Annotated in this window: 26 protein-coding genes and 1 tRNA gene; 12 read left to right on the top strand and 15 right to left on the bottom strand. The window is 74.0% G+C overall.

Annotation, left to right across the window (positions count from 1 at the left end; all coding sequences use genetic code 11):
- Positions 1–177 precede the first annotated feature (177 nt).
- The gene (locus tag ACIQG9_RS27845; RefSeq protein ID WP_400407999.1) at positions 178–888 is read left to right on the top strand and encodes a class I SAM-dependent methyltransferase; all 711 of its coding nucleotides are present in this window, start codon (positions 178–180) and stop codon (positions 886–888) included.
- Positions 889–981: 93 nt separating this feature from the next.
- Here the strand turns inward: ACIQG9_RS27845 and ACIQG9_RS27840 are convergent, their stop codons facing one another.
- Together ACIQG9_RS27840 and ACIQG9_RS27835 are read right to left on the bottom strand one after the other, a co-directional pair.
- Positions 982–1515, bottom strand: coding sequence for a YbhB/YbcL family Raf kinase inhibitor-like protein (locus ACIQG9_RS27840; RefSeq protein WP_400407997.1), 534 nt, complete (start codon positions 1513–1515; stop codon positions 982–984).
- Between the two features lie 116 nt (positions 1516–1631).
- A tRNA-Ser gene (locus tag ACIQG9_RS27835) sits at positions 1632–1718 on the bottom strand.
- A 263-nt stretch (positions 1719–1981) separates the two neighbouring features.
- Between ACIQG9_RS27835 and ACIQG9_RS27830 the strand changes: the two genes are divergently transcribed.
- A complete protein-coding gene (locus ACIQG9_RS27830) occupies positions 1982–2959 on the top strand; it encodes an NAD(P)H-quinone oxidoreductase (protein ID WP_400407995.1) in 978 nt (325 codons plus the stop codon).
- On the opposite strand, the gene soxR is transcribed toward ACIQG9_RS27830, so the two are convergent.
- Positions 2946–3407, bottom strand: a complete 462-nt coding sequence (gene soxR / locus ACIQG9_RS27825; protein ID WP_400407993.1) for a redox-sensitive transcriptional activator SoxR — start codon at positions 3405–3407, stop codon at positions 2946–2948. The genes ACIQG9_RS27830 and soxR overlap by 14 nt on opposite strands.
- Before the next feature lie 45 nt (positions 3408–3452).
- Here soxR and ACIQG9_RS27820 point away from each other — a divergent pair, with 45 nt between their 5' ends.
- Both ACIQG9_RS27820 and ACIQG9_RS27815 read left to right on the top strand, forming a co-directional pair.
- A complete protein-coding gene (locus tag ACIQG9_RS27820; RefSeq protein ID WP_400407991.1) occupies positions 3453–4163 on the top strand; it encodes a transketolase in 711 nt (236 codons plus the stop codon).
- Between the two features lie 5 nt (positions 4164–4168).
- On the top strand, positions 4169–5053 hold the full coding sequence (locus tag ACIQG9_RS27815) for a transketolase family protein (RefSeq protein ID WP_400408029.1): 885 nt from the start codon (positions 4169–4171) through the stop codon (positions 5051–5053).
- Here ACIQG9_RS27815 and ACIQG9_RS27810 read toward each other — a convergent pair.
- The gene (locus tag ACIQG9_RS27810) at positions 5042–5746 is read right to left on the bottom strand and encodes a glycosyltransferase family 2 protein (protein WP_400408028.1); all 705 of its coding nucleotides are present in this window, start codon (positions 5744–5746) and stop codon (positions 5042–5044) included. The genes ACIQG9_RS27815 and ACIQG9_RS27810 overlap by 12 nt on opposite strands.
- A 123-nt stretch (positions 5747–5869) precedes the next feature.
- Between ACIQG9_RS27810 and ACIQG9_RS27805 the strand changes: the two genes are divergently transcribed.
- Entirely contained in the window at positions 5870–8089 is a 2220-nt protein-coding gene (locus ACIQG9_RS27805) for a hypothetical protein (protein ID WP_400407989.1), read from the top strand.
- 96 nt (positions 8090–8185) lie between these two features.
- On the opposite strand, the gene ACIQG9_RS27800 is transcribed toward ACIQG9_RS27805, so the two are convergent.
- From ACIQG9_RS27800 to ACIQG9_RS27770, 7 genes are all read right to left on the bottom strand, one after another.
- The gene (locus ACIQG9_RS27800) at positions 8186–8800 is read right to left on the bottom strand and encodes a hypothetical protein (RefSeq protein ID WP_400407988.1); all 615 of its coding nucleotides are present in this window, start codon (positions 8798–8800) and stop codon (positions 8186–8188) included.
- A gap of 56 nt (positions 8801–8856) precedes the next feature.
- Entirely contained in the window at positions 8857–10383 is a 1527-nt protein-coding gene (locus ACIQG9_RS27795; RefSeq protein WP_400407986.1) for a sensor histidine kinase, read from the bottom strand.
- Entirely contained in the window at positions 10376–11071 is a 696-nt protein-coding gene (locus tag ACIQG9_RS27790) for a response regulator transcription factor (RefSeq protein WP_400407984.1), read from the bottom strand. The genes ACIQG9_RS27795 and ACIQG9_RS27790 overlap by 8 nt, the downstream gene beginning before the upstream one ends.
- Positions 11072–11139: 68 nt before the next feature.
- Positions 11140–11652 (bottom strand): hypothetical protein, encoded by a 513-nt coding sequence (locus tag ACIQG9_RS27785; protein ID WP_400408027.1) that lies wholly within the window; start codon positions 11650–11652, stop codon positions 11140–11142.
- A gap of 116 nt (positions 11653–11768) precedes the next feature.
- On the bottom strand, positions 11769–12707 hold the full coding sequence (locus ACIQG9_RS27780; RefSeq protein ID WP_400407982.1) for a DUF1906 domain-containing protein: 939 nt from the start codon (positions 12705–12707) through the stop codon (positions 11769–11771).
- A 124-nt stretch (positions 12708–12831) separates the two neighbouring features.
- Entirely contained in the window at positions 12832–13824 is a 993-nt protein-coding gene (locus tag ACIQG9_RS27775) for a phosphotransferase family protein (protein WP_400407981.1), read from the bottom strand.
- 133 nt (positions 13825–13957) lie between these two features.
- Positions 13958–15130 carry a thiolase family protein gene (locus tag ACIQG9_RS27770; RefSeq protein WP_400407980.1) on the bottom strand — a complete coding sequence of 391 codons (1173 nt, stop codon included), beginning with the start codon at positions 15128–15130 and terminating at the stop codon, positions 13958–13960.
- Between the two features lie 99 nt (positions 15131–15229).
- Between ACIQG9_RS27770 and ACIQG9_RS27765 the strand changes: the two genes are divergently transcribed.
- Positions 15230–15664: a PH domain-containing protein gene (locus tag ACIQG9_RS27765; RefSeq protein WP_400407979.1), complete on the top strand. Its 435-nt coding sequence runs from the start codon at positions 15230–15232 to the stop codon at positions 15662–15664.
- A gap of 8 nt (positions 15665–15672) precedes the next feature.
- Here ACIQG9_RS27765 and ACIQG9_RS27760 read toward each other — a convergent pair whose 3' ends face one another.
- Both ACIQG9_RS27760 and ACIQG9_RS27755 read right to left on the bottom strand, forming a co-directional pair.
- The gene (locus tag ACIQG9_RS27760) at positions 15673–16620 is read right to left on the bottom strand and encodes a rhomboid family intramembrane serine protease (RefSeq protein ID WP_400407978.1); all 948 of its coding nucleotides are present in this window, start codon (positions 16618–16620) and stop codon (positions 15673–15675) included.
- A gap of 27 nt (positions 16621–16647) precedes the next feature.
- Positions 16648–17178, bottom strand: coding sequence for a peptidylprolyl isomerase (locus tag ACIQG9_RS27755; protein ID WP_400407977.1), 531 nt, complete (start codon positions 17176–17178; stop codon positions 16648–16650).
- An 84-nt stretch (positions 17179–17262) separates the two neighbouring features.
- Here ACIQG9_RS27755 and ACIQG9_RS27750 point away from each other — a divergent pair, with 84 nt between their 5' ends.
- Together ACIQG9_RS27750 and ACIQG9_RS27745 are read left to right on the top strand one after the other, a co-directional pair.
- Positions 17263–18051 (top strand): hypothetical protein, encoded by a 789-nt coding sequence (locus ACIQG9_RS27750; protein ID WP_400407976.1) that lies wholly within the window; start codon positions 17263–17265, stop codon positions 18049–18051.
- A 138-nt stretch (positions 18052–18189) separates the two neighbouring features.
- Positions 18190–19062 carry a polysaccharide deacetylase family protein gene (locus tag ACIQG9_RS27745; RefSeq protein WP_400407975.1) on the top strand — a complete coding sequence of 291 codons (873 nt, stop codon included), beginning with the start codon at positions 18190–18192 and terminating at the stop codon, positions 19060–19062.
- Between the two features lie 113 nt (positions 19063–19175).
- Here the strand turns inward: ACIQG9_RS27745 and corA are convergent, their stop codons facing one another.
- Positions 19176–20324 carry a magnesium/cobalt transporter CorA gene (corA, locus tag ACIQG9_RS27740; RefSeq protein ID WP_400407974.1) on the bottom strand — a complete coding sequence of 383 codons (1149 nt, stop codon included), beginning with the start codon at positions 20322–20324 and terminating at the stop codon, positions 19176–19178.
- Positions 20325–20698: 374 nt separating this feature from the next.
- Complete coding sequence (locus ACIQG9_RS27735; protein ID WP_400407972.1) at positions 20699–21793, bottom strand: PLP-dependent aminotransferase family protein; 1095 nt, start codon at positions 21791–21793, stop codon at positions 20699–20701.
- A 166-nt stretch (positions 21794–21959) separates the two neighbouring features.
- Here ACIQG9_RS27735 and ACIQG9_RS27730 point away from each other — a divergent pair, with 166 nt between their 5' ends.
- The 4 genes from ACIQG9_RS27730 (at position 21960) to ACIQG9_RS27715 (ending at position 25331) form a co-directional block, all read left to right on the top strand.
- A complete protein-coding gene (locus ACIQG9_RS27730) occupies positions 21960–22769 on the top strand; it encodes a hypothetical protein (protein ID WP_400407970.1) in 810 nt (269 codons plus the stop codon).
- 78 nt (positions 22770–22847) lie between these two features.
- A complete protein-coding gene (locus ACIQG9_RS27725; protein WP_400407968.1) occupies positions 22848–23579 on the top strand; it encodes a sugar phosphate nucleotidyltransferase in 732 nt (243 codons plus the stop codon).
- Positions 23567–24634, top strand: coding sequence for an iron-containing alcohol dehydrogenase family protein (locus ACIQG9_RS27720; protein ID WP_400407966.1), 1068 nt, complete (start codon positions 23567–23569; stop codon positions 24632–24634). The genes ACIQG9_RS27725 and ACIQG9_RS27720 overlap by 13 nt, the downstream gene beginning before the upstream one ends.
- Positions 24609–25331, top strand: a complete 723-nt coding sequence (locus tag ACIQG9_RS27715) for a CDP-alcohol phosphatidyltransferase family protein (protein ID WP_400407964.1) — start codon at positions 24609–24611, stop codon at positions 25329–25331. The genes ACIQG9_RS27720 and ACIQG9_RS27715 overlap by 26 nt, the downstream gene beginning before the upstream one ends.
- The last annotated feature ends 364 nt before the right edge of the window (positions 25332–25695 follow it).

Raw genomic sequence — 25695 nt, 5'->3', positions numbered from 1 at the left:
GGGCGTGACATGTTTCGGCGGACTGCGTACTATGTGCCGGGTTCGCCGACCGCCGATCACGTGCCCACCCCCGACCACAATTCGGCCACCACGGTGCCCTGTTTCCTCCGCCCCTCCTGCGGATGATTCACTCTGTCGGTCCAGGCGCGGGTCAGTCATATCGTGAGGAATCGACGCATGGTAGAAATCACTGGGGATCAGCGCGTCCAGTCCGAGGTCCTGGAGGGCCTGGCCACCGCGGTCAACCACCGCAGATGGTTCGTCGAACTGGCGGTGCCCCACCTCGGTGACAACCCGATCGAGATCGGCAGCGGCCTGGGTGACTACGCGCTGGAGTGGGCCCGGCACGTGCCCCGGTTCACCGCCACCGAGGCCGACCCGGACCGGCTGGTCGCGCTGAAGGAGCGGCTGGCCGACGAGCCGACCATCGAGGTCCGCGAGATGCTGCTGCCGCACCCGGAGGGCGGGGACTACAGCGCGGCCGTCTCGTACAACGTGCTGGAGCACATCGAGGACCACGTGGGCGCGCTGAGCAGCATGAAGGACCTGGTCCGGCCGGGCGGTGCCGTGATCATCATCGTGCCGGCGTTCCAGTTCGCGATGAGCCCGGCCGACGTCGCCACCGGCCACGTGCGCCGGTACACCAAGCAGACCCTCACCGCGGCGATGACCTCCGCCGGGCTACGGGTCGAGACGATGCACTACGCCAACGCGCTCGGCCTGATCGGCTACTTCATGGCCACCAAGGTCTTCCGGCTGATGCCGAAGGAGGGCCCGATGGTGAAGGTGTACGACACCCTCGTCCTCCCCGCCACCAAGGCCGCCGAGCAGCTCGTCCGCCCCCCGTTCGGCCAGTCCGTCTTCGCCGTCGCCCGCGTCCCGGCCTGACCCCACCCCCACCCGCGATCTTGCACCGCCCTGGCGTCACGACTCCTGTCCCTGCCGGGGCCGCACGCGCAAGATCGCGGGGGTCGGCGGTGGTCAGTCCTTGATCTGGTACGTGGGGCGGGTCACGGCCCGGGCCAGGGTGTGGAAGGCCAGGTTGAAGCCGACATAGGCGGGGCTGGCGGTGGGCGGGACGCCCAGGTGCTCGACGTCGACCGCGTGCACCGCGAAGACGTAGCGGTGCGGGCGGTCCCCGGGAGGCGGGGCGGCACCGCCGAACCCGGTGTCGCCGTAGTCGTTGCGCACGCTGAACGCGCCGCCGAGGTCGGCCTCCGCCACCCCGGTCGGCAGGCTGGTCACCGAGGCGGGCACGTCGACCAGCACCCAGTGCCAGAAGCCGCTGCCGGTCGGGGCGTCCGGGTCGAAGCAGGTCACCACGAAGCTCTTCGTCTCCGCCGGGAAGCCCGACCAGGTCAGGTGCGGGGAGACGTTCCCGCCACCGGTGCTGCCGTGCGCGTGCCGCGCGTCCATCGGCTCGCCGTTGTGCACGTCGTCACTGGTGACGGTGAACGACGGGACGGTCGGCAGCAGCTCGTACGGGTCCGGGGCGATCGGTCGTTCCAGGGTCATCGGGGTCCTTCCGGTGTGCGCGGTTTCCTGCGCCCTTCATACCCCGCCCACGCCGCCGGTCGAACCAGAAGCGCCGGCCCGGCGGACCGGCGCGGGCAAGTCGGTCGGCGTCGCGGCGGAGGGTGTGGGATTCGAACCCACGAAGACATCGCTGCCTTACCGGTTTTCAAGACCAGCGCCATCGGCCACTAGGCGAACCCTCCCGGACCGCCACCCGTGGGTGCGCGATCGCTGCCTAGTCTGCCACGGACGGCGGTCCGGCGGGTCGGCCTCCCACCCCCGGGCGGGGCCGGCGCGGTACGCCAGAGGTCGCTCATCCCTGCGATGACCAGGGTCACCTCCGCCAGACGGTCCACAATGGTCGAAAATCCGGCCATCGTCGGTCAACGGTGGCCCGGCCCGGCCGCCGGCTGGCGGATATCGCCGCCCCGGTACGGGTCGGGGCCGGATCGGGTATGACTGGGCCATGCGCGCGATCACGATCCCGGAACCCGGCGGCCCCGACGCACTCGTCTGGACGGAGGTGCCCGACCCCGAGCCCGGCCCGGGTGAGGTGGTGGTCGACGTGGCCGCCAGCGCGGTCAACCGGGCGGACCTGCTCCAGCGGCAGGGGCGCTACCCGCCGCCGCCGGGCGCCCCCGCGTACCCCGGTCTGGAGTGTTCCGGGGTGATCGGCGCGGTCGGTCCCGGGGTGACCGGCTGGCGGGTCGGCCAGGAGGTCTGCGCGCTGCTGGCCGGCGGCGGGTACGCCGAACGGGTGGCCGTGCCGGCCGGGCAGCTTCTGCCGGTGCCGGCCGGCGTCGACCTGGTGGACGCCGCCGCGCTGCCCGAGGTGGCCTGCACGGTCTGGTCGAACGTGGCCCGGCTGGCCCGCCTCGGCACGGGCGAGACGCTGCTGGTGCACGGTGGTGGCAGCGGCATCGGCACCTTCGCCGTGCAGTTCGGGGTGGCGCTGGGCGCGACCGTGGTGGTGACCGCCCGGGCGGCGAAGCACGACCGGCTGCGCGGGTTGGGCGCCGCCCACGCGATCGACTATCGCGAGCAGGATTTCGTCGAGGAGATCCAGCGGGTCACCGAGGGGCGGGGCGCGGACGTGATCCTCGACATCATCGGCGCCTCCTACCTGGCCCGGAACGTGGCGGCGCTGGCCGACGGCGGCCGGCTGGTGGTGATCGGCATGCAGGGCGGCCGGAAGGCCGAGCTGGACCTGGGGGCGCTGCTGGCGAAGCGGGCCTCCGTGGCGGCCACCGCCTTGCGGTCCCGCCCGCTGGACGACAAGGCGGACATCGTCCGGGGCGTCCGGGAGCAGGTGTGGCCGCTGGTGGAGTCGGGCGCGGTCCGGCCGGTCGTGGACCGGCGGCTGCCGCTGACCGAGGTGGCGCGGGCGCACCGGCTGGTCGAGTCCGGCGACCACCTGGGCAAGGTGCTGCTCACGGTCGGGTGACGGGGTCCCCGGCCCGGGGCAGCACCAGGCGGGCGCCGGGGCCCTCACCGGCCAGCGAGTCGCCCGGGTTGTTGAGGGTGCAGCGCTGCAACGACAGGCAGCCGCAGCCGATGCAGCCGTCCAGGTCGTCGCGGAGCTTGCCGAGCAGCCTGATCTGCTCGTCCAGTCGTTCCCGCCAGGTCCGGGAGAGGTCGGCCCAGTCCTCCGGGGTGGGGGTACGGGAGGACGGCAGTGAGTCCAGCGCCGCGCGGATCTCGTCCAGCGAGATGCCGACCTGCTGGGAGATCCGGACGAACGCCACCCGGCGCAGTTCGGTGCGGGCGTACCGGCGCTGGTTGCCGCCGGTGCGCTCGGCGCGGATCAGGCCGAGCCGTTCGTAGTAGCGCAACGCCGACGGGGCGACCCCGCTGCGCGCGGAGAGCTGCCCGATGGTGAGTGATTCGTGCATCAGTCGCCTTGAGTTGAAGTTGGCTTCAACTTGCAGGCTAGCCGCATGACCACCACGACCGCCACCCGCCCACCGGACCGCGCCCTCCCCGGCCCGGTCACCGCGCCACTGGAACGGGTACGCGCCGGCCGCGAACTCGGCCCCAACGTGTACTCCACGATCGACGTGCTCTGGGTGCTCTACGACCGCGTGCTGCGGGTCACCCCGGCCACCGTCGACGACCCCGACCGGGACCGCTTCCTGCTCTCCAAGGGCCACGCCGTCGCCGGCTACTACGCGGTGCTCGCCGCGAAGGACTTCGTACCGGTCGACTGGCTGGACGACCAGGGCGGCCCGGACAGCCGCCTCGGCGACCACCCGGACCGGCTCCGGGTGCCCGGCGTCGAGATCGGCTCCGGCTCGCTCGGCCACGGCCTCGGGCTCGGCGTCGGCACCGCGCTCGGGCTACGCGCCCAGCGCCGTACCGATCCCCGGGTGTACGTCCTGCTCGGCGACGCCGAACTCGACGAGGGCTCCAACCACGAGGCGATCGCCTACGCCGGGGCCACCGCGCTGGCCGGCCTCACCGCGATCGTGGTCGACAACTCCTCGGCCAGTCACGGCTGGCCGGGCGGGGTGGCCAGCCGGTTCACCGTCAACGGCTGGACCGCCGCCACCGTCGACGGCCACCACCCGGACGCCCTGCACGCGGCCCTCACCGGCCACGACGGGCACCGCCCGCACCTGGTCGTCGCCGTCGTGGGGAGCGGACAGTGATCACCATGCGGGACGCCTTCGTCGCCAGCGCCACCGGATTCCTGGACGACCCCCGGACCACGATCGTGCTGGCCGACATCTCCGCCGACGCCTTCGCCCCGGCCGCTCGCCGCTACCCGGACCGGGTCGTCAACGTGGGCATCCGGGAACAGTTGATGGTCGGGGTGGCCGGCGGGCTCGCCCTCACCGGGCAGCGTCCGATCGTGCACAGCTACGCCCCGTTCCTGGTCGAGCGGGCGTACGAGCAGATCAAGCTGGACCTCGACCACCAGGGCGTCGGGGCGGTGCTGGTCAGCGTCGGTGCCTCGTACGACCGGGCGGCGGCCGGGCGGACCCACCTCGCACCGGCGGACGTCGCCCTGATCGACACCCTGCACGGCTGGACCGTGCACGTGCCCGGCCACCCCGACGAGGTGCCGGCGCTGCTGCGGGACGTGGTGTGCGGGTCGGACTCGGCGTACGTGCGGCTGTCGACGCGGACCAACGGGCAGGCGTACCCCGACGCGGGTGAGCTGCGGGTGGTGCGGGACGCCGGGCCGGGCTCGGCGCTGCTGGTCGCGGTGGGGCCGGTCCGGGACGACGCGCTCGCGGCGGTGGCCGACCTGCCGGTGACGGTGGCCTACACCCACCGGCCGAGGCCGTTCGACGTGGCCGGGCTGCGGGCACTCGCCGGCCCGACGGTGATCCTGGTGGAGCCCTACCTGGCCGGCACCTCGGCGCGGGTGGTGTCCGAGGCGCTCTCCGACCGGCCACACCGGCTGCTCAGCCTCGGTGTGGGCCGCGCGGACCTGCGGCGGTACGGCACCTCCGAGGACCACGACCGGTGGCACGGGCTGGACCCGGCCGGGCTGCGCCGCGCGGTCGGCGACTTCCTGGGGTCAGCGGGTTGAGCTGACGGGACGGCGGCGGGTGCGCTCCCGGCCGAGGATCCAGATCGCCTCGACGCCGTCCTTCCAGGTGATCTTCTTGCCCTCCTCGCGCCCGCGCGCCCGGTAGCTGATCGGCACCTCGTACGGGCGGATCCGGCGACGCAGCAGCTTGCCGGTCACCTCCGCCTCCATCCCGAAGCCCCGGGAGCGGACGTCCAGCGACCGGTACAGCTCGACCGGCATCAGCTTGAAGCAGGTCTCCAGGTCACCGATGTAGGAGTTGAACAGCACGTTCGCCGCCATCGTGACGCCCTTGTTGCCCATCACGTACCAGAAGCTGTAGGCGCTGTGGCTGCCGAAGGTGCGGTTGCCGTAGACCACCGTGGCGCGGCCGTCGAGCACCGGGTCGAGCAGTCGCGGGATGTCCTGCGGGTCGTACTCCAGGTCGGCGTCGAGGATGACCATGTATCCACCCTCGGCGTTGTCCACCGCCGTCTTGATGGCCGCGCCCTTGCCCGCGTTACGCGGATGGGTGATCACCCGCAGCCGCGCGTCGTCCGCCCGGCCGAGGATCTCCCCGGTGCCGTCCCGGCTGCCGTCGTCCACCACGACCAGCTCGATCTCGCACGGGTAGTCGACCGCCAATGCCTGCTTGAGGGCAGCCGCGATGCGTTCTTCCTCGTTGTAGACCGGCATGAGGATCGAGAGCTTCACGGGAATCTCCACGGTGGCGACAGTAAGTCGGGCCTAGCCTAGCCTGGCAGGTCAGCCGCGCGCCGGTCGCCACCACGGCGTCCGGCACCCGGTCATTCAGGAAGATGGTGTTTACTTCCGCCCATGTCGGCAGCCGGCTGGATACTCGTGGCGGCCCCCGTCGTCACGCTCCTGGTGCTCACCTCGCTGCTCCGGCCACCTGCCGCCGGGGTGGTCGCCGCGTCGCGCCTCGGCGTCGTCCGGGCCGCGGCGCTGGTCGGCGTCTTCGCCGTGCTGACCGTGGAGTCGCTCGGTGCGGTCCACGCGCTCACCCTGCCCGGCGTCGCGCTGGCCTGGCTGCTGCTCCTCGCCGCCGTGGCGGTGGCGGCCGGACGGCGACGCGCAGGGCAGCAGGTCCGCCACCGGGCCACGGTCGCCGAGACCCGCCGGGAGGCCCTGGTCGGCGCGGCCGTCGGGACGACCGGCGGCTCCGTCCCGGTCGGCGTTGGCGCGGTGTCCGCACCGGACCCGCTCGCCGTACCTGGCCGGGCACCGGAGGGCGGCCGGGGCGGCGTCGCGTCGACCCTGGCCGGCTGGGCGGCCCGACTGGCCGACTTCCGGCGTACGGCCGGACGGGGCGAGCGGCTGTTGGCCGGCACGGTCGTCGGGGTGGTGCTGGTCGAACTGGTCGTGGCGCTGCTCGCCGAGCCGAACAACTTCGACTCGCAGACGTACCACCTGCCGAAGGTGGAGCACTGGGTCGCCCAGGCCGGCCTGGAGTTCTGGCCCACCGCCATCCACCGGCAGGTGACCATCCCGCCCGGCGCCGAGTACCTGCTGCTGCACCTGCGCCTGCTCACCGGCGGCGACGCGCTCTACCACCTGGTCCAGTGGGCCGCCGGGATCGGTTGCCTGCTGGCGGCCACCCGGATCACCGCCCAACTCGGCGGGGGCCGGCGGGCCCAACTGCTCACCGCGTTCCTGCTCGCCACCACGCCGATGGTGGCGCTCCAGGCGACCAGCACCCAGACCGACCTGGTGGCCGCCGCATGGGCGGCCGGCGCGGCCACCCTCGTGCTGGACGGGCTGCACCGCCGGGCCGACCTCGGCGCGGTGCTGGCACTGGGGGCGGTCACCGGGCTGACCGCGCTGACCAAGACCAGCGGGCTGATCGCGGTCGGCCCGCTGCTGGTGCTCTGGGGCGTCGCCCAGCTCCGGCTGGCCCGCCGCCCGGCCGCCGGCACCGCCGGGCGGACGGGCACCACGGCCGGGCGGGCCACCCCGACCGGCCCCCGGCAGGTGGTCCGGACGGTCGGTGCTTCGCTGCTGGTGCTGCTGGTGGCGGGGGTCGTGGTGGGCCCGTTCCTGGTCCGGGAGACCGTCGAGTTCGGTCACCCGCTGGGCCCGCCCCGGCTGCGCGAGTCCATCCCGATGGAGCGGCACGACCCAGCCTCGGTCCTGGTCAACGCGCTGCGGATCGGACACACCGCGTTCGACACCCCACTCGCCCCGCTGCGCGCCGGCACCGCCGAGGTCATCATGGACGGATCCCGGGCGGTCGGCGTCGACCCGCAGGACCGGGCGATCACCTTCGGCCGGGAGGTCTTCCCGGTGCCGTCCTGGTATCCCGACGAGGACCGGGTCGCGTTCCCGCTGGCCGGTTCGCTGGCACTGCTCGGGGCGGCCTTCGCGCTGACCCGCCCGGTGCGGGTCAGCCCCGGGCGGCCGAAGGCGCTGCGGGCGTACGCGGCCGTGGTGGTGCTCGCGGTCGGGCTGCACACCACGATGATCAAGTGGCAGCCGTGGGGGAACCGGCTGCTGCTCTACGCGCTGGTGCTGGCCGTGCCGTTGGCCGGGCTCTGGCTCGACGCGCTGTTCCGGCGGCGGGCCGCCCCGGGCCGCCGCTCGGTGGCCGTCGGGCTGGCGGTGACCGTGCTGGCCACCTCCGCGCTGGCCGGCGTGCTGGCCCTGTCGTACGGCTTCCCGCGCCGGCTGGTCGGTGCCGGCTCGGTCTTCACCACCACCGAGTGGGACACCCGGTTCCTGCGCCGGCCGCAGTGGGCCGACGAGTTCCGCTGGGCCGCCTCGGCGGTCCGGGAGAGCGACGCCCGACGGATCGGCCTGGTGCAGCAGAACGACAACTGGGAGTACCCGTGGTGGCTGCTGCTGCGGGACGGGGACGGCCGACCGCCGGAGCTGGTGGCGTTGCAGTCGGTGCTGCCGGACCGGCCGCCCGCCGACCCGGCCTCGGTCGACGCGATCGTCTGCACCGGCCCCCGCACCGAGTGCGTACGACTGGTGCCGCAGGGCTGGACGGTCGAGTACCGCGACTACGTCGGCTACGCGCTGCCCCCGGCCCGCTGAGCATCGCCGGCCCGCCCGGACGGTCGGGGCCGGCGCGGTCGTCCCGACGGTCGGGGGCCGGCGCGGTCATCCGCCCGGCCCCGACCGTCCCCGGGTTCACCGCTGCTTGAGCGGCACCACGATCAGCCGGGCGACGCTGGTGTCGCCGTCCTTGGCACCGGCCACCCCGACCTTCGTGCCGACCTTGATCTCGTTCGCCTTGATGGTGGTCCGCCGCTCGACCACCCGGAGCTGGTCGCCCAGCTTCCAGGTCTGGGTGAAGCCGTCGGTGGACTTGACGGTCACCGAGTCGCCGTCGATCGCGGTCACCTCGCCGCGCTGCACCACGACGGTCTTCGTCCCGCCGTCCTTGGTCTGCACCACGGCCTCGCCGTGCAGGGTGTTCTTCCGCAGCAGCACCCGGGCCTGCCGCCGCTTGCGCCACTCCTCCGCGCGCTCGCCCCGCCTGCCCTTGTCGCCGGCCTGCGGGGAGGCCCCGGGCGCGGCCGACTCCGACGCGGACGGCGCGGGCGCGGCGGCCAGGTCCAGTTCGGCCGGGTCGAGGCCGAGCGCGGCGAGAGCCTGCCCCTCGACGCCCAGCGCGGCGGCCACGTCGACCCCGGCGGCCTTCGTGGTGTCCTGCGCGACCTGGGCCGGCCCGCAGCCGGCGACGCCGAGCGCGAGCGCCGCGAGCAGCGACGTGGCGGCGACGGCGATTCCCCGATGTGCCATGACTCTCCCTCTCGTCCGTGGTGCCACCAGCGTGGCGGAGCGGGATGGGCGCAGCGTCAGGCCGATGTTCGGGTCAGGTAAGGATGGGCCGGCAGCCGGACGGTGAACGCCGCCCCGCCCTCGGTGGCGTGTCCGGCGACGATCTCCCCACCGAGCCGGCCGACCAGCCCGGCGGCCAGCGCCAGCCCCAGCCCGCTGCCCACCTTCCGTACCCCCCGGTACCGCTGGTGCAGCGCCCCCCGTTCGAAGGCCACCGCCAGGTCGTCGTCGGTGAAGCCGGGTCCGCCGTCGCGGACCTCGACCACCCCACCGGCGGCCGGGCTGGCACCGGCCGGCCGGACCGCGAGCACCACCGGCGCCCCCGGCGGTACGACCCGCAGCGCGTTCTCCAGCAGCCCGTCCACCACCTGCCGGATCCGCCCCGGATCCGTGTACGCCGGCACCGGCGTGCCCGGCGTCTCCAGCCGGAACGCCACCCCGACCGCCGCGCACCGGTCCGACCAGGTCCGCTCGGCGTCGGCGGCCAGCCGGGTGAGGTCGACCGGCACCGGCTCCAGCGGGAAGTCCGCCGCCTCCAGCCGGGCCAGCGCCAGCAGGTCGGAGACCAGCCGGTCCAGGTGCTCGGCCTCGGCGAGCATGGTCCGGCCGGTGCCCGCCGTCTGGTCCGCGTCGATCACCCCGTCGGCCAGCGCCTCGGCCCAACCCCGGATCGCGGTCAACGGGGTACGCAGCTCGTGCGAGACGGAGAGCAGGAACTCCCGCTGCCGCCCCTCGCTGGTGGCCAGCGCGGCGGCCAGCCCGTTCAGCGCGTACCCCAGGTCGGCCACCTCGTCGGGGGGTTCGACGGGCACCCGGACCGCCCGGTCACCGGCGCGCAGCCGGGCGGCGGCGGTGGCCGCGTGCCGGATCGGCCGGGCCAGCCGGCGGGCGAGCAGCAGTCCGGCCACCACCCCGGCGGCCAGCCCGGCGAGCAGCGGCAGCCAGATGCCGCGCAGCACCTGCCGCCACGGCCCCTCGGTGGTGGCCCGGGTCAGCACCACGCCCTCCCCGCCGGGCAGGGCCCGCCCCTCGACCAGGGTCCGTTCGCCGTTGACCAGCCGCCGCCCGGAGACGTCGCGGCCGGCGGAGATCCGGTTCACCACCTGCCGGGGCAGACCGGGGCGGTCCGCCGCCCCGCCCTGCACGACGTACACCTCGATCTGCTGCTGACGGAGTTGGCGGATCAGCCGGTCACCGGCCGCGTCGCGCTGCCGGCTGGGGCGTACCCGTAGCACGTCGGCGGCGAGCCGGGCCTGGGCGGCCAGCGCGTCCTGGTCCCGGCGCTCGACCCCGCGTACCGCCAGGGGGACCGCGACCAGCGCGGTGACCAGCACCGACACCAGCGCCACCGCGCAGGTGACCAGGACCGCGCGGGCGGTCAGCGTGTGCGCGAACCGGCGGCGGGGAAGTGCCGGGGCGGGACCAGGGCGGGGGCCGATCACCGGCAACGCGACGGTGGGCTCGTGCGGTCGCCCCGGGCCGACCGGCCGGGGCGGGCCGACCGGCGGCGGACCGCCGGGGCGGGCCGGGGCAGGCTCAGCCATCGGCGGCGTACCCGACGCCACGGTGGGTCCGGATCACGCTGGCCGGGCCGAGTTTGGCCCGGACCTGGGCGACGTGCACGTCCACGGTGCGGGTGCCGGCGTGCGCGGCGTAGCCCCAGACGCCGGCCAGCAGCTCCTCCCGGGTGAAGACCCGGCCGGGCCGGGCCATCAGGTGCGCGAGCAGGTCGAACTCGGTGGAGGTGAGCTGGACCGGGGCGCCGGCCGCGGTCACCGTGCGGCGGGCCGGGTCGAGGGTGACCGGGCCGACCGCGCGGGGCCTGTCCGCCCCCGGCGGGGCCCCGGCGGTGCGCCGGAGCACCGCCCGGACCCGGGCCACCAGTTCCCGGGGGCTGAACGGCTTGGTGACGTAGTCGTCCGCGCCGAGTTCCAGGCCGATGATCCGGTCGACCTCGTCGTCGCGGGCGGTGAGGAAGATGACCGGGGTCCAGTCGCCGGTCTCGCGCAGCCGGCGGCAGACCTCGGTGCCGGCCAGCCCCGGCAGCGAGATGTCGAGTACGCAGGCCACCGGGCGCAGCCGGCGGGCGGCGGTCAGCCCGGCCGCACCGTCCCGTTCCAGGTGGACGCCGAAACCCTCCCGGCTCAGGTAGAGCCGGACCAGGTCGGCGATGGCCGGCTCGTCCTCCACCACGAGGACGAGCCCGCGCTGCGGGGCGGCGTCGACGGTCACCGGCCCATGATGACCGACCGGGGACCGGGCCGGACGGGTGGCTGTGTTCGAGTCAGGTAAGGATGCGGTCAGCGCGCCGGCACGGGGCGCGGCAGCGGGGCCGGCGCGGCGGCCGGGGTGTCGCCGATGGTGGCGACGATCCGCTCGTCGGGCTTGCGCAGCCGGGTCCGGAACGCGTGGTGCAGCAGGGTGTCGAGCTGCCACACCTGCTTCGGGTGCTGGGTACGGATGACGAACCGCTCGCGCACCCCGTCGATGGCGGTGGCCGCCAGCTCCACGGCCTGCGCCCGGGGGTCGGGGCTCCAGGTGACGTTGCTCAGCTCGCGCAGTTCGGTGTTGAGGTGCAGCCGCAGCCGGTGCAGCAGCCGGGTCTGCTGGGTGACCACCAACCGGCGGTGGGTGAGCAGGAGGAGGTACTCGCCGCCGACCGGGCTGTCGGGGCGGGCACACCGGGCGACCAGGATGGTGGCGTCGCCGGAGCCGACGCACTGCCGGAAGACCGGCATGTGCCGGCTCACCGTCTGGACCGCCAGCCCGGTCTCGGCGGCGGCCGGGAGGAACGTGCGCGAGAAGACGTCCATGCCCTGGTCAACGAGCCGACGACCGGGGGTGATGTGGGTCACTGACAACTATTGGAAGTTCCACGGCCCGGGTCGCACCGGCTGTGCGTCTTTTCCGACCCCGGCCGGCGGCCCGGTCAGCGGAGCGCCACGGCGGCCGTCCGGGCCACGATCCGGGACAGCGAGCTGCCCCACTTCGGCGGGGCCTGCGGTGCCGTCCGCGACTGCCGGGTCCAGGCCGGCTGCACCAGGTCGAGATAGTTGCTGTCGATGTTGATCCGGACCCCGCCCCAGGTCTCGTGGTGGTCGCCCTGGTACTGCTTCATCCGCCGCCCGGGTGCCCAGTGGGACGCCGGTACGGCCTCGTCGGCGACCGTCTGCACGCCGTCCCAGCGGGCGAAGTCGAGCACGTCGGGGACGCCGTGCCCCGGCCGCCCGTAGGCGGCCACCTGGTCGCGCAGCCCGGCCGAGGTCACCTTGGTGTAGAGGCCGGCGAGGAAGCCGCGTTCGTGCAGGCGGAGAGTCCACGCGCTGACGAACTGGTCGACGGCGGCGGTGCACGCCGGGTCGCCCGCCGGGTAGTGCTCCAGGTCGAGGATGAGCGTGCTGCGGCGGGCGAGACCGAGGGCGTCGGCCCTGGTCGCCGCGTCGTCGGCCGCCTCGCGGCCCTGGGCCGGGGCGCGGGTCGGATCGATCCGCCGCTGGTACGTCGAGCAGGGCGCCTGGAGCCCGACGTAGAGCGGGAAGATCCGCCAGCCCGCCGCCTGCTGGTTGGCCACCCAACCCTTCGTGAGGTTGGGCTGGGCGCACCCCCGGTTGACCCCGCCGAGGTAGATCCCGACCGCCCGGTACGGCGACTTCAGCCAGGCGGTCATCGCCGCGTCGGACGGGGCGGCGCAGGTGTCGAAGCCCAACCCGGTGAAGGTGCCCGGCTGCGGCCCGGAGTAGCCGGCGGCACCCGCCGGACGGTCGACGACCGGCGCCACGCCGGCCGCGAGGAGCACCCCGGCCACGGTGGCGGCGAGCAGCCGGCGGACGGTACGACGCGGAGCCGAAACGGCGGGGTGGATCGACACGGGTCTCCCGTTCCGGAGGGTGACGGCGGACAGCGGCGGGACGCGGACGGGCCACGCGTCCGGCAACCGGCCCGGGCATCCTCCCCGGACAGCGGCCGTCGTGTCCACCCCGGACAGCGGGCCGTCACACCGGCAGCGGGGCGAACAGTTCGCCGAGCCAGCCGGGCACCGCCTCGGCGTACTCGGCGCGGCCCGGGTCGGTGGTGTCCAGGGCCCGCCGCCAGGACAGCGCCCGGCTCACCGTGGCCACCCGCATCGCCAGCCCGGCCACCTCGCGCAGGGTCGCCCGGTCGTGCCGGTCGGTCCACGGCTCCAGGTACGCGTCGCGCAGCCGGAGCAGCACCGGGTCGCCCCCGGGCAGCGAGCAGGTGTGCGCCACCGAGCGCAGGGTCACCAGCAGGGTGCCGAACGGGTGCGCGACGGAGGCGTCCCCCCAGTCGAAGAAGCGGTATCCGTCGGCCGGGGTGACGAAGATGTTCCCGTCGTGCAGGTCGTCGTGCTGGAGGGTGGCCGGGACGCCACCGGCCGCGAGCCGCCGGCAGTCCTCGGCGAAGCGCGGCAGGTGCTCCCGGAGCCGGGCGTGGGTCGCCGGGTCCAGCCCACCCTCGGCGTCGAGCAGCAGCGCCGCCCGGTCGTCGAGCAGGCCGGCGAGCAGCGCCGGCAGCACCTCGGGGCGCTGGTCGGGTACGCCGAGCGCGACGAGTTCGCCGGCCCCGCCGGCCACCGCCCGCTGGAGGTCGGCGTACTCCGCCAGCACGCCCTCCCACCGGCCGGGATCGGGCTCGGGCAGGTCGCGCAGGGACGGCCCGCCGTCCGGCAGCAGGGACCAGCCCCGACCGGTGTCCACCGCGACCGGGTCGAGCACCCGGCCCGGGGTACGCCGGGCCAGCTCGGCGAGGAGCACCGCCTCGTACCGGGTGCCGGGGTTGTTCGCCTTGAACCAGTACGGCCCGGCGTCGGTGGGCACCTGCCAGACCAGCGACCAGGGGCGTACCCGGGCTTCGACCGGGCCGGTGACCCGGCGGCCGTGCCGGTCGAGGTGCCCGGCCACCCAGTCGAGGGCGGTCGTCCGCCACTGCGGGTCGGCCCAGCCGGCGGGTGCGGAGATGGTGGTCACGTCGCGCAGGATAGGCGGACCCGCCCCGTTCCGTCCGCCACATTTCCGGCCCGGGGCACCCCACAGCCCTGCCCCTGGCGGGGCCGTCACCTGCCGGGACCTGTCTCTCGGAGACCTACCGGCGGCCCGCCCGCTACAACAGTTCGACGATGGTGGCGTTGGCCATCCCGCCGCCCTCGCACATGGTCTGTAGGCCGTAGCGGATGTCGTTGTCCCGCATGTGCTGGAGCATCGTCGTCATGATCCGGGCACCGGACGCGCCGAGCGGGTGGCCGAGGGCGATCGCCCCGCCGCGCGGGTTGAGCCGCTCCGGGTCCGCCTCGGTCTCCGCCAGCCAGGCCAGCGGCACCGGGGCGAACGCCTCGTTCACCTCGTACACGCCGATCTCCTCGATGCCGAGCCCCGCGCGGCGCAGCGCCTTCGCGGTGGCCGGGATCGGGGCGGTGAGCATGGTGACCGGGTCGTCGGCGGCGACCACGGCGGTGTGCACCCGGGCGAGCGGACGCAGTCCGTGCCGGCTGGCCCACTCGCTGGTGGTGACGGCGAGCGCCGCCGCGCCGTCGGAGATCTGGGACGCGGAGCCGGCGGTGACCACGCCGTCGGGCCGGAACGGGGTCTTCAGCTCGCCCAGCTTCTCCAGCGAGGTGTCCCGGCGGATGCCCTCGTCGGCGGTGAACTTGCCGCCGTCGGCCAGCGCCACCGGGGCCAGCTCGGGGTCGAACGCCCCGGCGTCCTGCGCGGCGGCGGCCTTCTCGTGGCTGGCCAGCGCGAACTCGTCGAGCTGGGTACGGGAGAAGCGCCAGCGGGCGGCGATCAGCTCGGCGCCGACGCCCTGGTTGAACGGGAGCGGCTGGTCGTCGGCGAAGCCCTCGACGCCCCGGTAGCGCTCGCGGAGTTGGTCGCTGAACGGCATCCCGCCGGCCACGCTGGCGCCCATCGGCACCCGGGTCATCGACTCGACGCCGCCGGCCACCACCAGGTCGGCCTGGCCGGAGAGCACGGTCGCGGCGGCGAAGTGCAGGGCCTGCTGGCTGGAGCCGCACTGCCGGTCGAGGGTGGTGCCGGGGACCGTCTCGGGCCAGCCGGCGGCCAGCACGCCGTTGCGGGCGATGTTCCAGGACTGCTCGCCGACCTGGGAGACGCAGCCCCAGACCACGTCGTCGACCTGGCCGGGCTCGATGCCGGTGCGCTCGGCGAGGACGCGCAGCACGTGGGCCGAGAGGTCGACCGGATGGACGCCGGTCAGGCTGCCCTTGCGCCGCCCGACCGGGGTGCGTACCGCGCCGACGATGACTGCGTCACTCATGACTACTCCCCGGTAACTTCGGCTGCGTCGATACTACGTCCTCGGCGGACGGGTCGGGCGCCCCCGGGACCGGCCGGCTCCGGCTGGCATGCTGGACCGGTGCACCCACCATCGTCTCCGGCCCGCCACTGGCGGGTGCCGCCGGCACTGCCGGTGGTGAAGCTGGCCGGCGCGGTCGTGCTGGTCGTCCTCGGGCTGCTGCTCGCCACCGGCGATGTGGTCCAGCTCGCGCTGGCGGTGGCCGCCGCCGGCGGACTGGCCGGCTGGGCGGTGCGGGACCTGCTCGCCCCGGTCCGGCTCACGGTCGCCCCCGACGGCATCACCGTCGTCCGGGGGTACGCCGGCCGACGCCACCTGCCGTGGGACGCGGTGGAGGCGATCACCGTCGACCGGCGGACCCGGTTCGGGCTGGCCGCCGAGACGCTGGAGATCGACGCCGGCGAGACACTGCACCTGCTCGGCCGCGCCGACCTGGGTGCCCCGCCCGCCGAGGTGGCCGAGGAGCTGCGCTCCGCCCGCCCCGCCGGAGGCTGACCCACCGGTCAACCGAGCAGCATCCCGGTCCGGACGATCACCAGGCCGAGCAGCGCCACCAGGACGACGGCGGTGCCGGCGGCCTGGAAGACCGAGCGCCGCATCCGGGGGGCGTACGCCAGCACCCAGGCCAGCACCGCCCCGACGAGCAGGCCGCCGACGTGGCCCGGGATGGAGATCCCCGGCACGGTGAAGGTGAAGATCAGGTTGATCACCAGGATCGGCAGGATCGCCGAGGTGTCCCGGCCGAGCCGCCGCATCAGCACGAAGACCGCGGCGAAGAGCCCGAAGATCGCCGTCGACGCACCGGCCGACGCGGTGTTGGGGCTGCTGAACAGGTAGGCCGCGACGTTGCCGCCGAGCCCGGCCACCAGGTAGAGGGTGAGGAAGCGCAGCGGCCCGAGCAGGGCCTCCAGGTCCCGCCCCAGCACCCAGAGCGCCCACATGTTGAGCAGCAGGTGCACCACGCCGTAGTGCAGGAACATCGCGGTGAACAGCCGGTACCACTCACCGGCGGCGACGCCGTGCGCCTCGCCGAACGGGACGTACGAGGCGTAGCTCAGCACCGAGCCCCACTGGGTCAACGGGGTGCCGCCACCGAGCAGCCCGCCGAAGCCGGACCCGCCGATCAGCGAGTCGCCGCCCCGGTCGCTGAGCACCGAGACGATCATCACCAGGACGTTCAGGGCGATCAGCGTCCGGGTGACCAGGCCACGGCGGCCGGCGGCACCGCCACCGAAGGCGGTACGCGCCGGCCGCACGCTGCGGCGTCCCTCGTTCACGCACTCCGGGCACTGGTGGCCGACGGAGGCTTCCCGCATGCAGTCCGGGCAGATCGGCCGGTCGCAGCGGGTGCACCGGATGTACGTCTCCCGGTCGGGGTGGCGGTAGCAGACCGGAGTGGCCGGCATCGACCCACCGGAGGCGTCACCGGCCGGCCCGGGGCGTTCAGTCATGCGTGCAAAGGTACCTCGCGGGCGCCGTCAGGCCCCGGCACGCTCGATCTCGACCCGCTCGATCACCACGTCCTGCAACGGCCGGTCGCTCGGGCCGGTCGGGGTGTTCGCGATCGAGTCCACGATCTTCGCCGACTGCTCGTCGGCCACCTGGCCGAAGATGGTGTGCCGGTTGTTCAGGTGTGGGGTCGGCGACACCGTGATGAAGAACTGCGAGCCGTTGGTGCCCGGCCCGGCGTTCGCCATCGCCAGCAGGTACGGCCGGTCGAAGCGCAGCTCCGGGTGGAACTCGTCGCCGAACTTGAAGCCCGGGCCGCCCCGGCCGGTGCCGGTCGGGTCGCCCATCTGGACCATGAACCCGCTGATCACCCGGTGCGAGATGGTGCCGTCGTAGTACGGCCCGTTGCCCGGCTGGCCGGTCCGCGGGTCGGTGTACTCCTTGTTGCCCTCGGCCAGGTCGACGAAGTTGCGGACCGTCTTCGGCGCGTGGTTGGGGAAGAGCTCCAGCCGGATCGGGCCAGCGTTGGTGTGCAAGGTGGCGTAGAGAGCCTCGGCCACGGGTACTCCTCACTCGTTGGTCAGTTCCTTGCGGATCCTCCCATGTGCCCGATCTGGCAGTGCGGAGGCATCCGAAGGTGGAGGATGACGAAGGAACAACTCCCAGGAGGTGGGACCGTGTTTGGAATCGGGCGGCGCAAGACCCAGGGGCAGCTTGCCAAGGCTGAGCTGAACCAGGGCATCGGTCACCTGAGGCAGGCCGCCACGCACGCGGCGAAGGGCGCCGGCGCCACGGTCGGCCCACGGGTCCAGGCGGCCCGGGGCGCAGTCGCGCCGACCGCCGTCGCCGTGCGGGACCGGGCATCCAGCGGCCTCGCGTCGACGGCTGCGGCCCTCGCGCCGCTGGCCCTCGCGGTGCGCAACGCCCAGGCCGAGGCCGCCGGCAAGGCGGTGGCCGGGAAGAAGGCAGCCGCCGCCAAGCAGGCCGCGGTGGGTAGGAAGATCAAGGCGAAGAACCGCAAGGCGGCCAGGAAGAAGAAGCGCACGTCGGGCGGCATGATGGTGGGCCTGCTGGCCGCCGGCACCGTCGCCGGCCTGGCCGGCGCGATGGTCGTACGCCGCCGCCGCGAGCAGCAGGAGTGGGCCGAGTACGACCCGACCCGTGGCATCGAGGCCACCCGCGACGAGGTGGACACGCTGGTCGTGGAGACCCCGTCGGCCAACGGGTCCACCGCGACCGGCTCCGCGACGCCGTCGACCGGCACCGGCAGCTCCGCCGTGGCCGCCGGCTCGTCGACCACCGCCCCGGTGGTCCACCCCACCGACCGGGTCCCCTCGGTCGCCGAGGGCGCCACCGACGTCTCCGGCCGCCCGGCCGACGACCTCACCAGGGCGATCGGCACCGAGAAGAGCGCGGCGAAGTCCCGCCGCTGACCACCCGCACCAGCCGCCCGCGGCGCGGAGACCAGCTCGGTGGTCCCGCGCCGCAGGCGTGTCCGCCGGGTACGCCCACCGGCCCCCACCGGCCGTTATCGGATCGTCCGACGGGCGTGCGGCTCCTACAGTGCAGGCATGTCGAGCGCGACGACCGAGCCGGACGTCCCGGCCCCGGCCCCGGTGGGGGACCCGGCGGCCGGGCGGAACAGGGCCGTGTCCCGGCGTCGGATCCTCACCGGGACGGCCGCCGCGCTGGCCGGCGCCGGGGTGACGCTGACCGGCGAGGTCGGGTACGACGAGGCGACCGCCGGCAAGAAGCTCCCCGTCTACGGCGGCTACGCCGCGACCGTGCACGCCGACCGGCGCACCCCGCCGAAGTCCTCCCGGGTCGACGTGGTGTGGAGCGTGGACACCACCCGGCGACTGGTCGCGCTCACCTTCGACGACGGTCCGGCCCCGAACTGGACCCCGCGCGTGCTGTCCATCCTCGCCGACACCGACACCCGGGCCACCTTCTTCATGGTCGGACGGCGAGCCCGCGTACACGGCCACCTGGTCACGGGTCAGCTCTCCCGGCACGAGATCGGCAACCACACCTGGGACCACCGGGACCTGGCGAAGATGACCTACGAGCAGGCCCGGTACGCGATCGGCCGGGCACACGACGAGCTGACCCGGCTCAGCGGGCGGGAACCCACCCTGCTCCGGCCGCCGTACGGGCACCTCGCCGGTAGTACCCTGCTCGCCGCGAACGACCTCGGCTACCAGGTGGTGCTCTGGAGCCGGCAGATGCTGGAGTCCCAGTTCACCCACGATCCGGACGGCCTGGTCGACTACGTCGTCGGCTCCTGCGACCCGGGCACCATCCTGCTGGCCCACGACACCGGCCCGGCGGACCGGCTGGTCGCGATCCGTGGGCTGGCCGCGATGATCACGGGCCTGCGCCGGCGCGGCTTCGAGTTCGTCACCGTCTCGGAGCTGCTGGCGGCGGCGACCCCGGCGGCCTGAGCGGCCCCACCGGGTTCAGCGACACAGCACAGGCCGAGTGACACACGGCGGGTCGAGCGGCACTGCACAGGCCGAGCGGCGGATCGAGGCCCGGCGCCGAGCCGGTGGTGCGGTCAGAGCCAGCCGTGGCGACGGAACCAGCGGTACAGGGCCAGCGAGATGCCGAGCATCAGGGCCAGCACGACCGGGTAGCCGTACGTCATCTTCAGCTCGGGCATGTTCTCGAAGTTCATGCCGTAGATGCCGGCGATCGCGGTCCAGACCGCGGCCATGGCGGCCCAGGCGGCGATCTTGCGCATGTCGTTGTTCTGGTCGACGGTGACCTGCGCGAGCCGGGCCTGGAGGATCGAGTTGAGCAGGTCGTCGTAGGAGTTGACCTGCTCGACGGTGCGGCTGAGATGGTCCTGCACGTCCCGGAAGTAGCGCCGCACCTCCTGCGGCACCTCCCGGTTGACCTGCGCGGTCAGCGACATCAGCGGTCGTTGCAGCGGGATCACCGCCCGCTTGAACTCCACCAGCTCGCGCTTCATCTGGTAGATCCGCTGGATCCGCCCGGTGCTCTGCCGGTCGAAGACGTCCGCCTCCAGCACGTCCAGGTCGTCCTCCAACTGGTCGGCCACCTCCAGGTAGAGGTCCACCACCCGGTCGGTGATCGCGTACGCCACCGCCCACGGCCCGTGCCGCAGCAGGTCGCGCTTGGCCTCCAGGTCGGCCCGGACGGGGGCGAGCCGGCAGGCGTCCCCGTGCCGGACGCTGACCAGGAAGTTCGGGCCGATGAAGAGCATCACCTGGCCGGTCTCGACGACCTCGGAGTTCTCGGTCAGCTCGGTGTGCTCGCAGTACCGGGCGGTACGCAGCACCAGGAAGCTGACCTCGCCGAAGCGTTCCAGCTTGGGCCGCTGCTGGGCCTTCACCGCGTCCTCGACGGCCAGCTCGTGCAACCCGTACGTCTCGGCGATGGCGGTCATCTCGGCCAGCTCCGGTTCGTGCAGCCCGAGCCAGACGAACGCGTTGCGCTCGCCGCGGGCGGCCTTGAGCGCGTCGGCGTGGTGCCACTGGCCCGGCCGACGCTCGCCGTCGACATAGACGCCGCAGTCCACCACGCCGCTGCGCCCCGGGGCGGTCGGCGTGGGCGTGCGGGGAGAGCCGTCGGCGTTGAGGATGCGGGACATCGCCCGGACCGGTGCCACCCAGTCGCGGGGGTTGAGCACCCGGCCGGCGGTCGGTGTCGTCGGCCGCTCCCGCTCCGCCCGGTCCGTCATGGCATCCCCCTCCCCGGTGGCTGCTGAGGCTTGCAGGTTACGCCGCCACCGGCCCCACGGCCCGCCGCCGACCGGCGTGCCAACGGCCGGACGGGCACCGCCGGCAGGGCGCGGTGATCCTGGTCACGTCGATCGCCCGGGTGGTGGCGCCGGGCGGGCCGTGCCGCGTTCAGGGGGGTGAGGGGGCGACCCGACCCACCCGGCGCCGTTGGGGGCGGGGGTAAAGCTGCGGCGTCGCCGGTCGCGGCGACCGCGACCCTGGTCGGGCCCCGGTCGGACACGAGCGACGCTCGCAGCATTGTGGGCCGCCGGCCGACCCGAGGGGAGCCCCGAGCCGGCCGGTGTCGCGCTTCTGTCGGAAACCCGACAGATTTTCAGCCGCGTACGGCCGCCACGGCGTCCGCCAACCGCCGCACACCCTCGTCGATCCGGTCCGCGGTCACCGCGGAGAAGGCCAGCCGCAGCGCGTGCCGCCCACCGTCGACCATGAAGTCGCTGCCCTTGACCACGGCCACGCCGCGCTCGGCGGCGGCCGGCGCCAACCGGTCCACGTCCACGTCGTCCGGGAACTCCACCCAGAGGAAGTAGCCGCCGTCCGGCTCGACGAAGGTGACCTCGGGAAGGTGCCGGCGCAGCGACTCGGCGAGGACACCGGCCCGCTCGCCCAGGGCGGTGGAGACCGTCGCGATGGACCGCTGGATGTCACCGGAGACGCAGAACTGGTGCACGATCGCCTCGGAGACCATGCCCGGCGAGATGTAGAGGCTGGTCGCCTTCTTGGCGATGTCCGCAATCAGGCTCGCCGGCCCGACCAGGTAACCGACCCGGACCCCGGGGCAGACGGTCTTGGTAAAGCTGGAGGCGTGCACCACCACGCCCCGGGTGTCCATCGAGAGCATCGACGGCAGCGCCTCGCCCCGGAACCGGATGTCGGCGTACGGGTCGTCCTCGAAGATGGTGAATTCGTACTCGGCGGCCAGGTCGAGCAGCTCCCGGCGCTTGTCCAGGGAGAGCGTCACCCCGGCCGGGTTCTGGTAGTTCGGGATCACGTGGGCCAGCCGGGGCCGCACCCCGGACTCCAGCAGCTTGCGCAGCTCGGCGGTGTCCAGGCCGTCCGGCTCGACGGTCACACCGTGGATCTCGCCACCCATCCGCTGGAGGTTGAGCAGCGTCCGGTCGTACGTCGGACGCTCCACCACCACGGCGTCACCGCGCCGGACCAGGTGGTCGAAGAGGAACGCGTCCGCCTGGAGCGAGCCGTTGGTGATCAACACCTGATCCGCCTCGACACCGTGCTTCTCGGCGATCCACTTCCGCAGGGGCGGGTAACCGACGGAGGTGCCGTACGCGGTCACCCCGGCGGGGTCGACGTCGAAGGCACGGACGGCGGCGGCCTTGAGCCCCTCGACATCCACGATGTCCAGCGAGGGTGCGCCACGGGCGAACGAGATCAGCTGCTCGGCGGTCATGCGCACGAGCCTAGGGCCTGCCCGGGCCGGTCCGGCCGGCATACACGCCAAGTTCAACATGCGGGCATCCCGACCAGCCAATGGACCGAGGCGTGCCCGGGTCCACCGGCCGCCGCAACCAGACCGGACATCGTCGCGGGCAGCCGCCGCTCGCTACTGTCGACGCGTGCCCACCGAGCCTCTCCGCTGCGCCGGCTCGCTGACCGTGCACGACGGCGTCGAGCTGGCGCCGCACCGGTTCGCCGGGCTGGTCGCCCCGGCGGTCGAGCGGACGTTCGTGGCCGGCATGCTGGCCGGTCGGGACGGCGGCGGTGCCGAGCTGAGCCAGCGGTACGGCGGGCCGGCGGCCACCGGCTTCCTGGTGGAGTTCCGCACCCGGCTCGCCGCACCGGGCGGGACGGTCGACGGGCCGGGCTTCGCCGCCGTCACCCGGTACCGGGACCCGGCGACCTGCCAGCGGGCGCTGGACAAACATGTCGCCCACGGCATGATCGTCCGGCGGCCGGACGGCGGGTTCACCGCCACCGAACGGGGTGCCGACTTCCTGTCCGAGACCTACCAGGTGCACGGCGAGGTGACCGAGGAGCTGTGGGCCGGGCACGACGACCGGGTGCGCCGGCTGGTCGAGGCGTGCGGCCGGCTGCTCGCGTACGCGCTGCTGCTGGCCGGTGAGCCGGACGCCGAACCCGGGCCGGCGTTCGCCGCCATGGCCCCACCGTACGAGCCGGACGGCACCCCGTCGGGAGTGTTGCTGCTCAACCGGCTCGGCACGCTGCGTTACCACCGGGCGGACGCGCACGCCGCCGCGTGGACCGCCGCCGGGCACACCGCGACCAGCGTCGGGGAGCTGCCGGACGGGCCGGAGCGACGCGCCATCGAGCTGGAGACGGACCGCCGGGCGGCCGCCCCGTACGCCGCGCTGACCGCCGAGGAGCGGCTCGCGATGCTCGCCGACCTGGCCGCCCTGCCCGGCTGAACCCCGGTTGACGGCGGCCACACCGTCACCCGGCGCTATCCTCCACGGTGACCTGGAGTCGTACGAGGGAGGCCCCGCATGATCGGGATGGTGCTCGCGGCCGGTGCGGGGCGCCGACTGCGCCCGTACACCGACACCCTGCCCAAGGCGTTGGTGCCGGTGGACGGTGAGACCACCATCCTGGACATCGCGCTGCGCAACCTGGCCGAGGTGGGACTCCCCGAGATCGTGATCGTGGTGGGCTACGCCGCCGACGCGGTCGTCGCCCGCCAGGCCGCGCTGGAGGAGAAGTACGGCGTCCGGCTCACCCTGGTGCACAACGACAAGGCCGAGGAGTGGAACAACGCGTACTCGCTGTGGCTGGCCCGGGAGCACTTCGCCCGGGGTGTGCTGCTGGTCAACGGCGACACCGTGCACCCGGTGAGCGTGGAGAAGACCCTGCTGGCCGAGCGCGGGCCGGGCATCCTGCTGGCGGTCGACAACATCAAGGCGCTGGCCGACGAGGAGATGAAGACCACCTTCGACGCGGCCGGCCAGCTCACCCGGATCACCAAGCTAATGGACCCGGGCGAGGCGTACGGGGAGTACATCGGCGCGACGCTGATCGAACCGCAGGTGGCCGACGCGCTCGCCGACGCCCTGGAGGCGACCTGGCGGCGCGACCCGAACCTCTACTACGAGGACGGCTACCAGGAGTTCTCCGACCGGGGTGGCGAGGTACGGGCGGCGCCGATCGGTGACGTCTCCTGGGTCGAGGTCGACAACCACGCCGACCTGGACCGGGCGCGGGAGATCGCGTGCCGCTACTAGCCCGTACGGTGCTGACCCCGCTGCACATCGACGTGCGGCGCGGGGCGGTGGCCGACCTCGCCGCGATCCTCGCCGACGGCCGGATCTCGGCCGGCGGCGACGTGGCGGTGGTGGTGGGCCCCGGCCAGGGCGAACGGATCGCCGCTTTGGTCGGGCCGACGCTGCGCTCGGCGGACGTCTTCACGGTCGCCGGCGGCACCCTCGACGCCGCCGACGAGCTGGGCGGAAAGCTCCGCGAGCGCTCCTACGACGCGGTGGTGGGCATCGGTGGCGGCAAGACCATCGACGTGGCGAAGTACGCCGCCACCCGGCGCGGCCTGCCCATGGTGACGGTGGCGACGAGCCTCGCCAACGACGGCATCGCCTCCCCGGTGGCCAGCCTGATCAACGGCGGGATCAAGGGCTCGTACGGGGTACACATCCCGATCGCGGTGGTCGTCGATCTCGACTTCGTGGCGGCCGGGCCGGACCAGCACAACCGGGCCGGCATCGGGGACGTGGTCAGCAACATCAGCGCCCTGGCCGACTGGGAACTGGCCCGGCAGGTACGCGGCGAGCCGGTGGACGGCCTCGCCGCCTCGCTGGCCAGGATGGGCGCGGAGGCGGTGCTCGCGCACACCGGCGACATGGCCGACGACGCGTTCGTCACGGTACTGGCCGAGGCGCTGATCTCCAGCGGCCTGGCGATGGCGGTCTGCGGCAGCAGCCGACCGGCCAGCGGCGGCTGCCACGAGATCATGCACGCCATCGACGCGCTCTTCCCGGGCACCTCGTCGCACGGCGAGCTGGCCGGGCTGGGTGCGCTCTTCTGCACCTTCCTCCGTGGCGACCTGCGGCGCTTCGCGGAGATGTCCGCCTGCCTGGGCCGGCACTGGCTGCCCCGGCTCCCCGCCGACGTGGGGCTGACCGACGAGCAGTTCGTCGAGGCGGTGCAGTTCGCGCCGAACACCCGACCGGACCGGTACACCATCCTGGAACACCTGGCGATGTCGGCTACCGAGACACGGGAGCGGCTGGCAGACTACGCCGGTGCACTCCGCGACCACTGTGGCTGAACCCCGTCCCACCGTTGCCGACTTCCACCGGGTCAACCGGGGCGGCGGCCTGTTCAGCGAGTCGGTCAGCCAGTGGCTGGGCGCGGTCTTCGCCCTGGTCGCCCAGCGCCTCGGGCTGCGCCCGACCGCGCTGACCGTCACCAACCTGGTGCTCGGTCTGGCCGCCTCGGTGACCGTGGTGGCGCTCGCCGGCCCGGTCGCCGCCGGTGACGTGCCGGCCTGGCTGGTCGGGCTGGTCGCGCTGGTCGGCTGGCAGGTCGCGTACGCCCTGGACTGCGCCGACGGGCAACTCGCCCGGGTGACCGGGCAGGGCAGCGCGGCCGGCGCCCGGGTCGACGTGCTCTGCGACGTGGCCGCCCAGATCGCCCTGGTCGCCGCCCTGTCCGCGACCGCCGTGGCGCAGCACCCGGCCACCCCGACCTGGCTGGTGGCGGTCTTCGCCGGCACCTGGATGGTCAACCTGGTGACCTCGGTGATGCAGGCCGGCCCGAACGCGGCCAGCATGGTCACCTCGACCTCCCTGCCGGTACGCCTGGCGAAGCTCGTCCGTGACTACGGCGCGGTGATCTTCGTGGCCGCGCTGGTGCTGATGGTCGCGCCCGCGCTGGTCCTCTGGGTGATCGTCGCCTTCACGATCGTCAACGGCGGCTTCCTGCTGGCCAGCATCGCCTTCTCCGCCCGCGCCTCCCTCCGCTGACCCGCGCCCGCGTCCGTCGGCCGGCGCGCGCCTCGACCTCGCCCGCCTTGCCCAGCCTGGCCGCCGCGCCTGCCGCCCCGGCTTGGCCGCCTTGCTCGCCTTGGCTGCCTCGACCGGCTCGACCGGCTCGACCGGCTCGATCGACTCGCTTGGGGCGATATAGCGGTATCGAACGGGCGCGGACACCACTACTTCGCCGCAGTGGCTAGGCCCAGGGTGATCCCTCGGCCTAGCCGGGTGCCGAGTCTTCGACCGCCGCGCCTGCGTTGGGTCAAGTCCTTGGACGTGGTGTTTGCGGTTGAGCGTGATTCCTCGTTGTTGTTAGGCGCTGAGCGCTGGTAGGTCGTTGGTGTCGGTGTCCTGT

The sequence above is a fragment of the Micromonospora sp. NPDC092111 genome, assembly GCF_044755745.1.
In the GTDB taxonomy this organism is placed as follows: Bacteria; Actinomycetota; Actinomycetes; order Mycobacteriales; family Micromonosporaceae; genus Micromonospora.
Note: the sequence above shows the minus strand (reverse complement) of the source record. Positions and strands in the feature narration are given on the sequence as shown.

Excerpts from the sequence above, each read along its gene's own strand:
- ACIQG9_RS27770 (WP_400407980.1), bottom strand. The coding sequence starts at position 15,130 with ATGAGTGACGCAGTCATCGTCGGCGCGGTACGCACCCCGGTCGGGCGG.
- ACIQG9_RS27725 (WP_400407968.1), top strand. The coding sequence starts at position 22,848 with ATGATCGGGATGGTGCTCGCGGCCGGTGCGGGGCGCCGACTGCGCCCG.
- ACIQG9_RS27840 (WP_400407997.1), bottom strand. The coding sequence starts at position 1,515 with ATGACCCTGGAACGACCGATCGCCCCGGACCCGTACGAGCTGCTGCCG.
- soxR (WP_400407993.1), bottom strand. The coding sequence starts at position 3,407 with ATGCACGAATCACTCACCATCGGGCAGCTCTCCGCGCGCAGCGGGGTC.
- ACIQG9_RS27750 (WP_400407976.1), top strand. The coding sequence starts at position 17,263 with ATGACGAAGGAACAACTCCCAGGAGGTGGGACCGTGTTTGGAATCGGG.
- corA (WP_400407974.1), bottom strand. The coding sequence starts at position 20,324 with ATGACGGACCGGGCGGAGCGGGAGCGGCCGACGACACCGACCGCCGGC.
- ACIQG9_RS27795 (WP_400407986.1), bottom strand. The coding sequence starts at position 10,383 with ATGGCTGAGCCTGCCCCGGCCCGCCCCGGCGGTCCGCCGCCGGTCGGC.
- ACIQG9_RS27760 (WP_400407978.1), bottom strand. The coding sequence starts at position 16,620 with ATGACTGAACGCCCCGGGCCGGCCGGTGACGCCTCCGGTGGGTCGATG.
- ACIQG9_RS27845 (WP_400407999.1), top strand. The coding sequence starts at position 178 with ATGGTAGAAATCACTGGGGATCAGCGCGTCCAGTCCGAGGTCCTGGAG.
- ACIQG9_RS27785 (WP_400408027.1), bottom strand. The coding sequence starts at position 11,652 with ATGGACGTCTTCTCGCGCACGTTCCTCCCGGCCGCCGCCGAGACCGGG.
- ACIQG9_RS27805 (WP_400407989.1), top strand. The coding sequence starts at position 5,870 with ATGTCGGCAGCCGGCTGGATACTCGTGGCGGCCCCCGTCGTCACGCTC.
- ACIQG9_RS27815 (WP_400408029.1), top strand. The coding sequence starts at position 4,169 with ATGCGGGACGCCTTCGTCGCCAGCGCCACCGGATTCCTGGACGACCCC.
- ACIQG9_RS27745 (WP_400407975.1), top strand. The coding sequence starts at position 18,190 with ATGTCGAGCGCGACGACCGAGCCGGACGTCCCGGCCCCGGCCCCGGTG.
- ACIQG9_RS27830 (WP_400407995.1), top strand. The coding sequence starts at position 1,982 with ATGCGCGCGATCACGATCCCGGAACCCGGCGGCCCCGACGCACTCGTC.
- ACIQG9_RS27820 (WP_400407991.1), top strand. The coding sequence starts at position 3,453 with ATGACCACCACGACCGCCACCCGCCCACCGGACCGCGCCCTCCCCGGC.
- ACIQG9_RS27800 (WP_400407988.1), bottom strand. The coding sequence starts at position 8,800 with ATGGCACATCGGGGAATCGCCGTCGCCGCCACGTCGCTGCTCGCGGCG.
- ACIQG9_RS27735 (WP_400407972.1), bottom strand. The coding sequence starts at position 21,793 with ATGACCGCCGAGCAGCTGATCTCGTTCGCCCGTGGCGCACCCTCGCTG.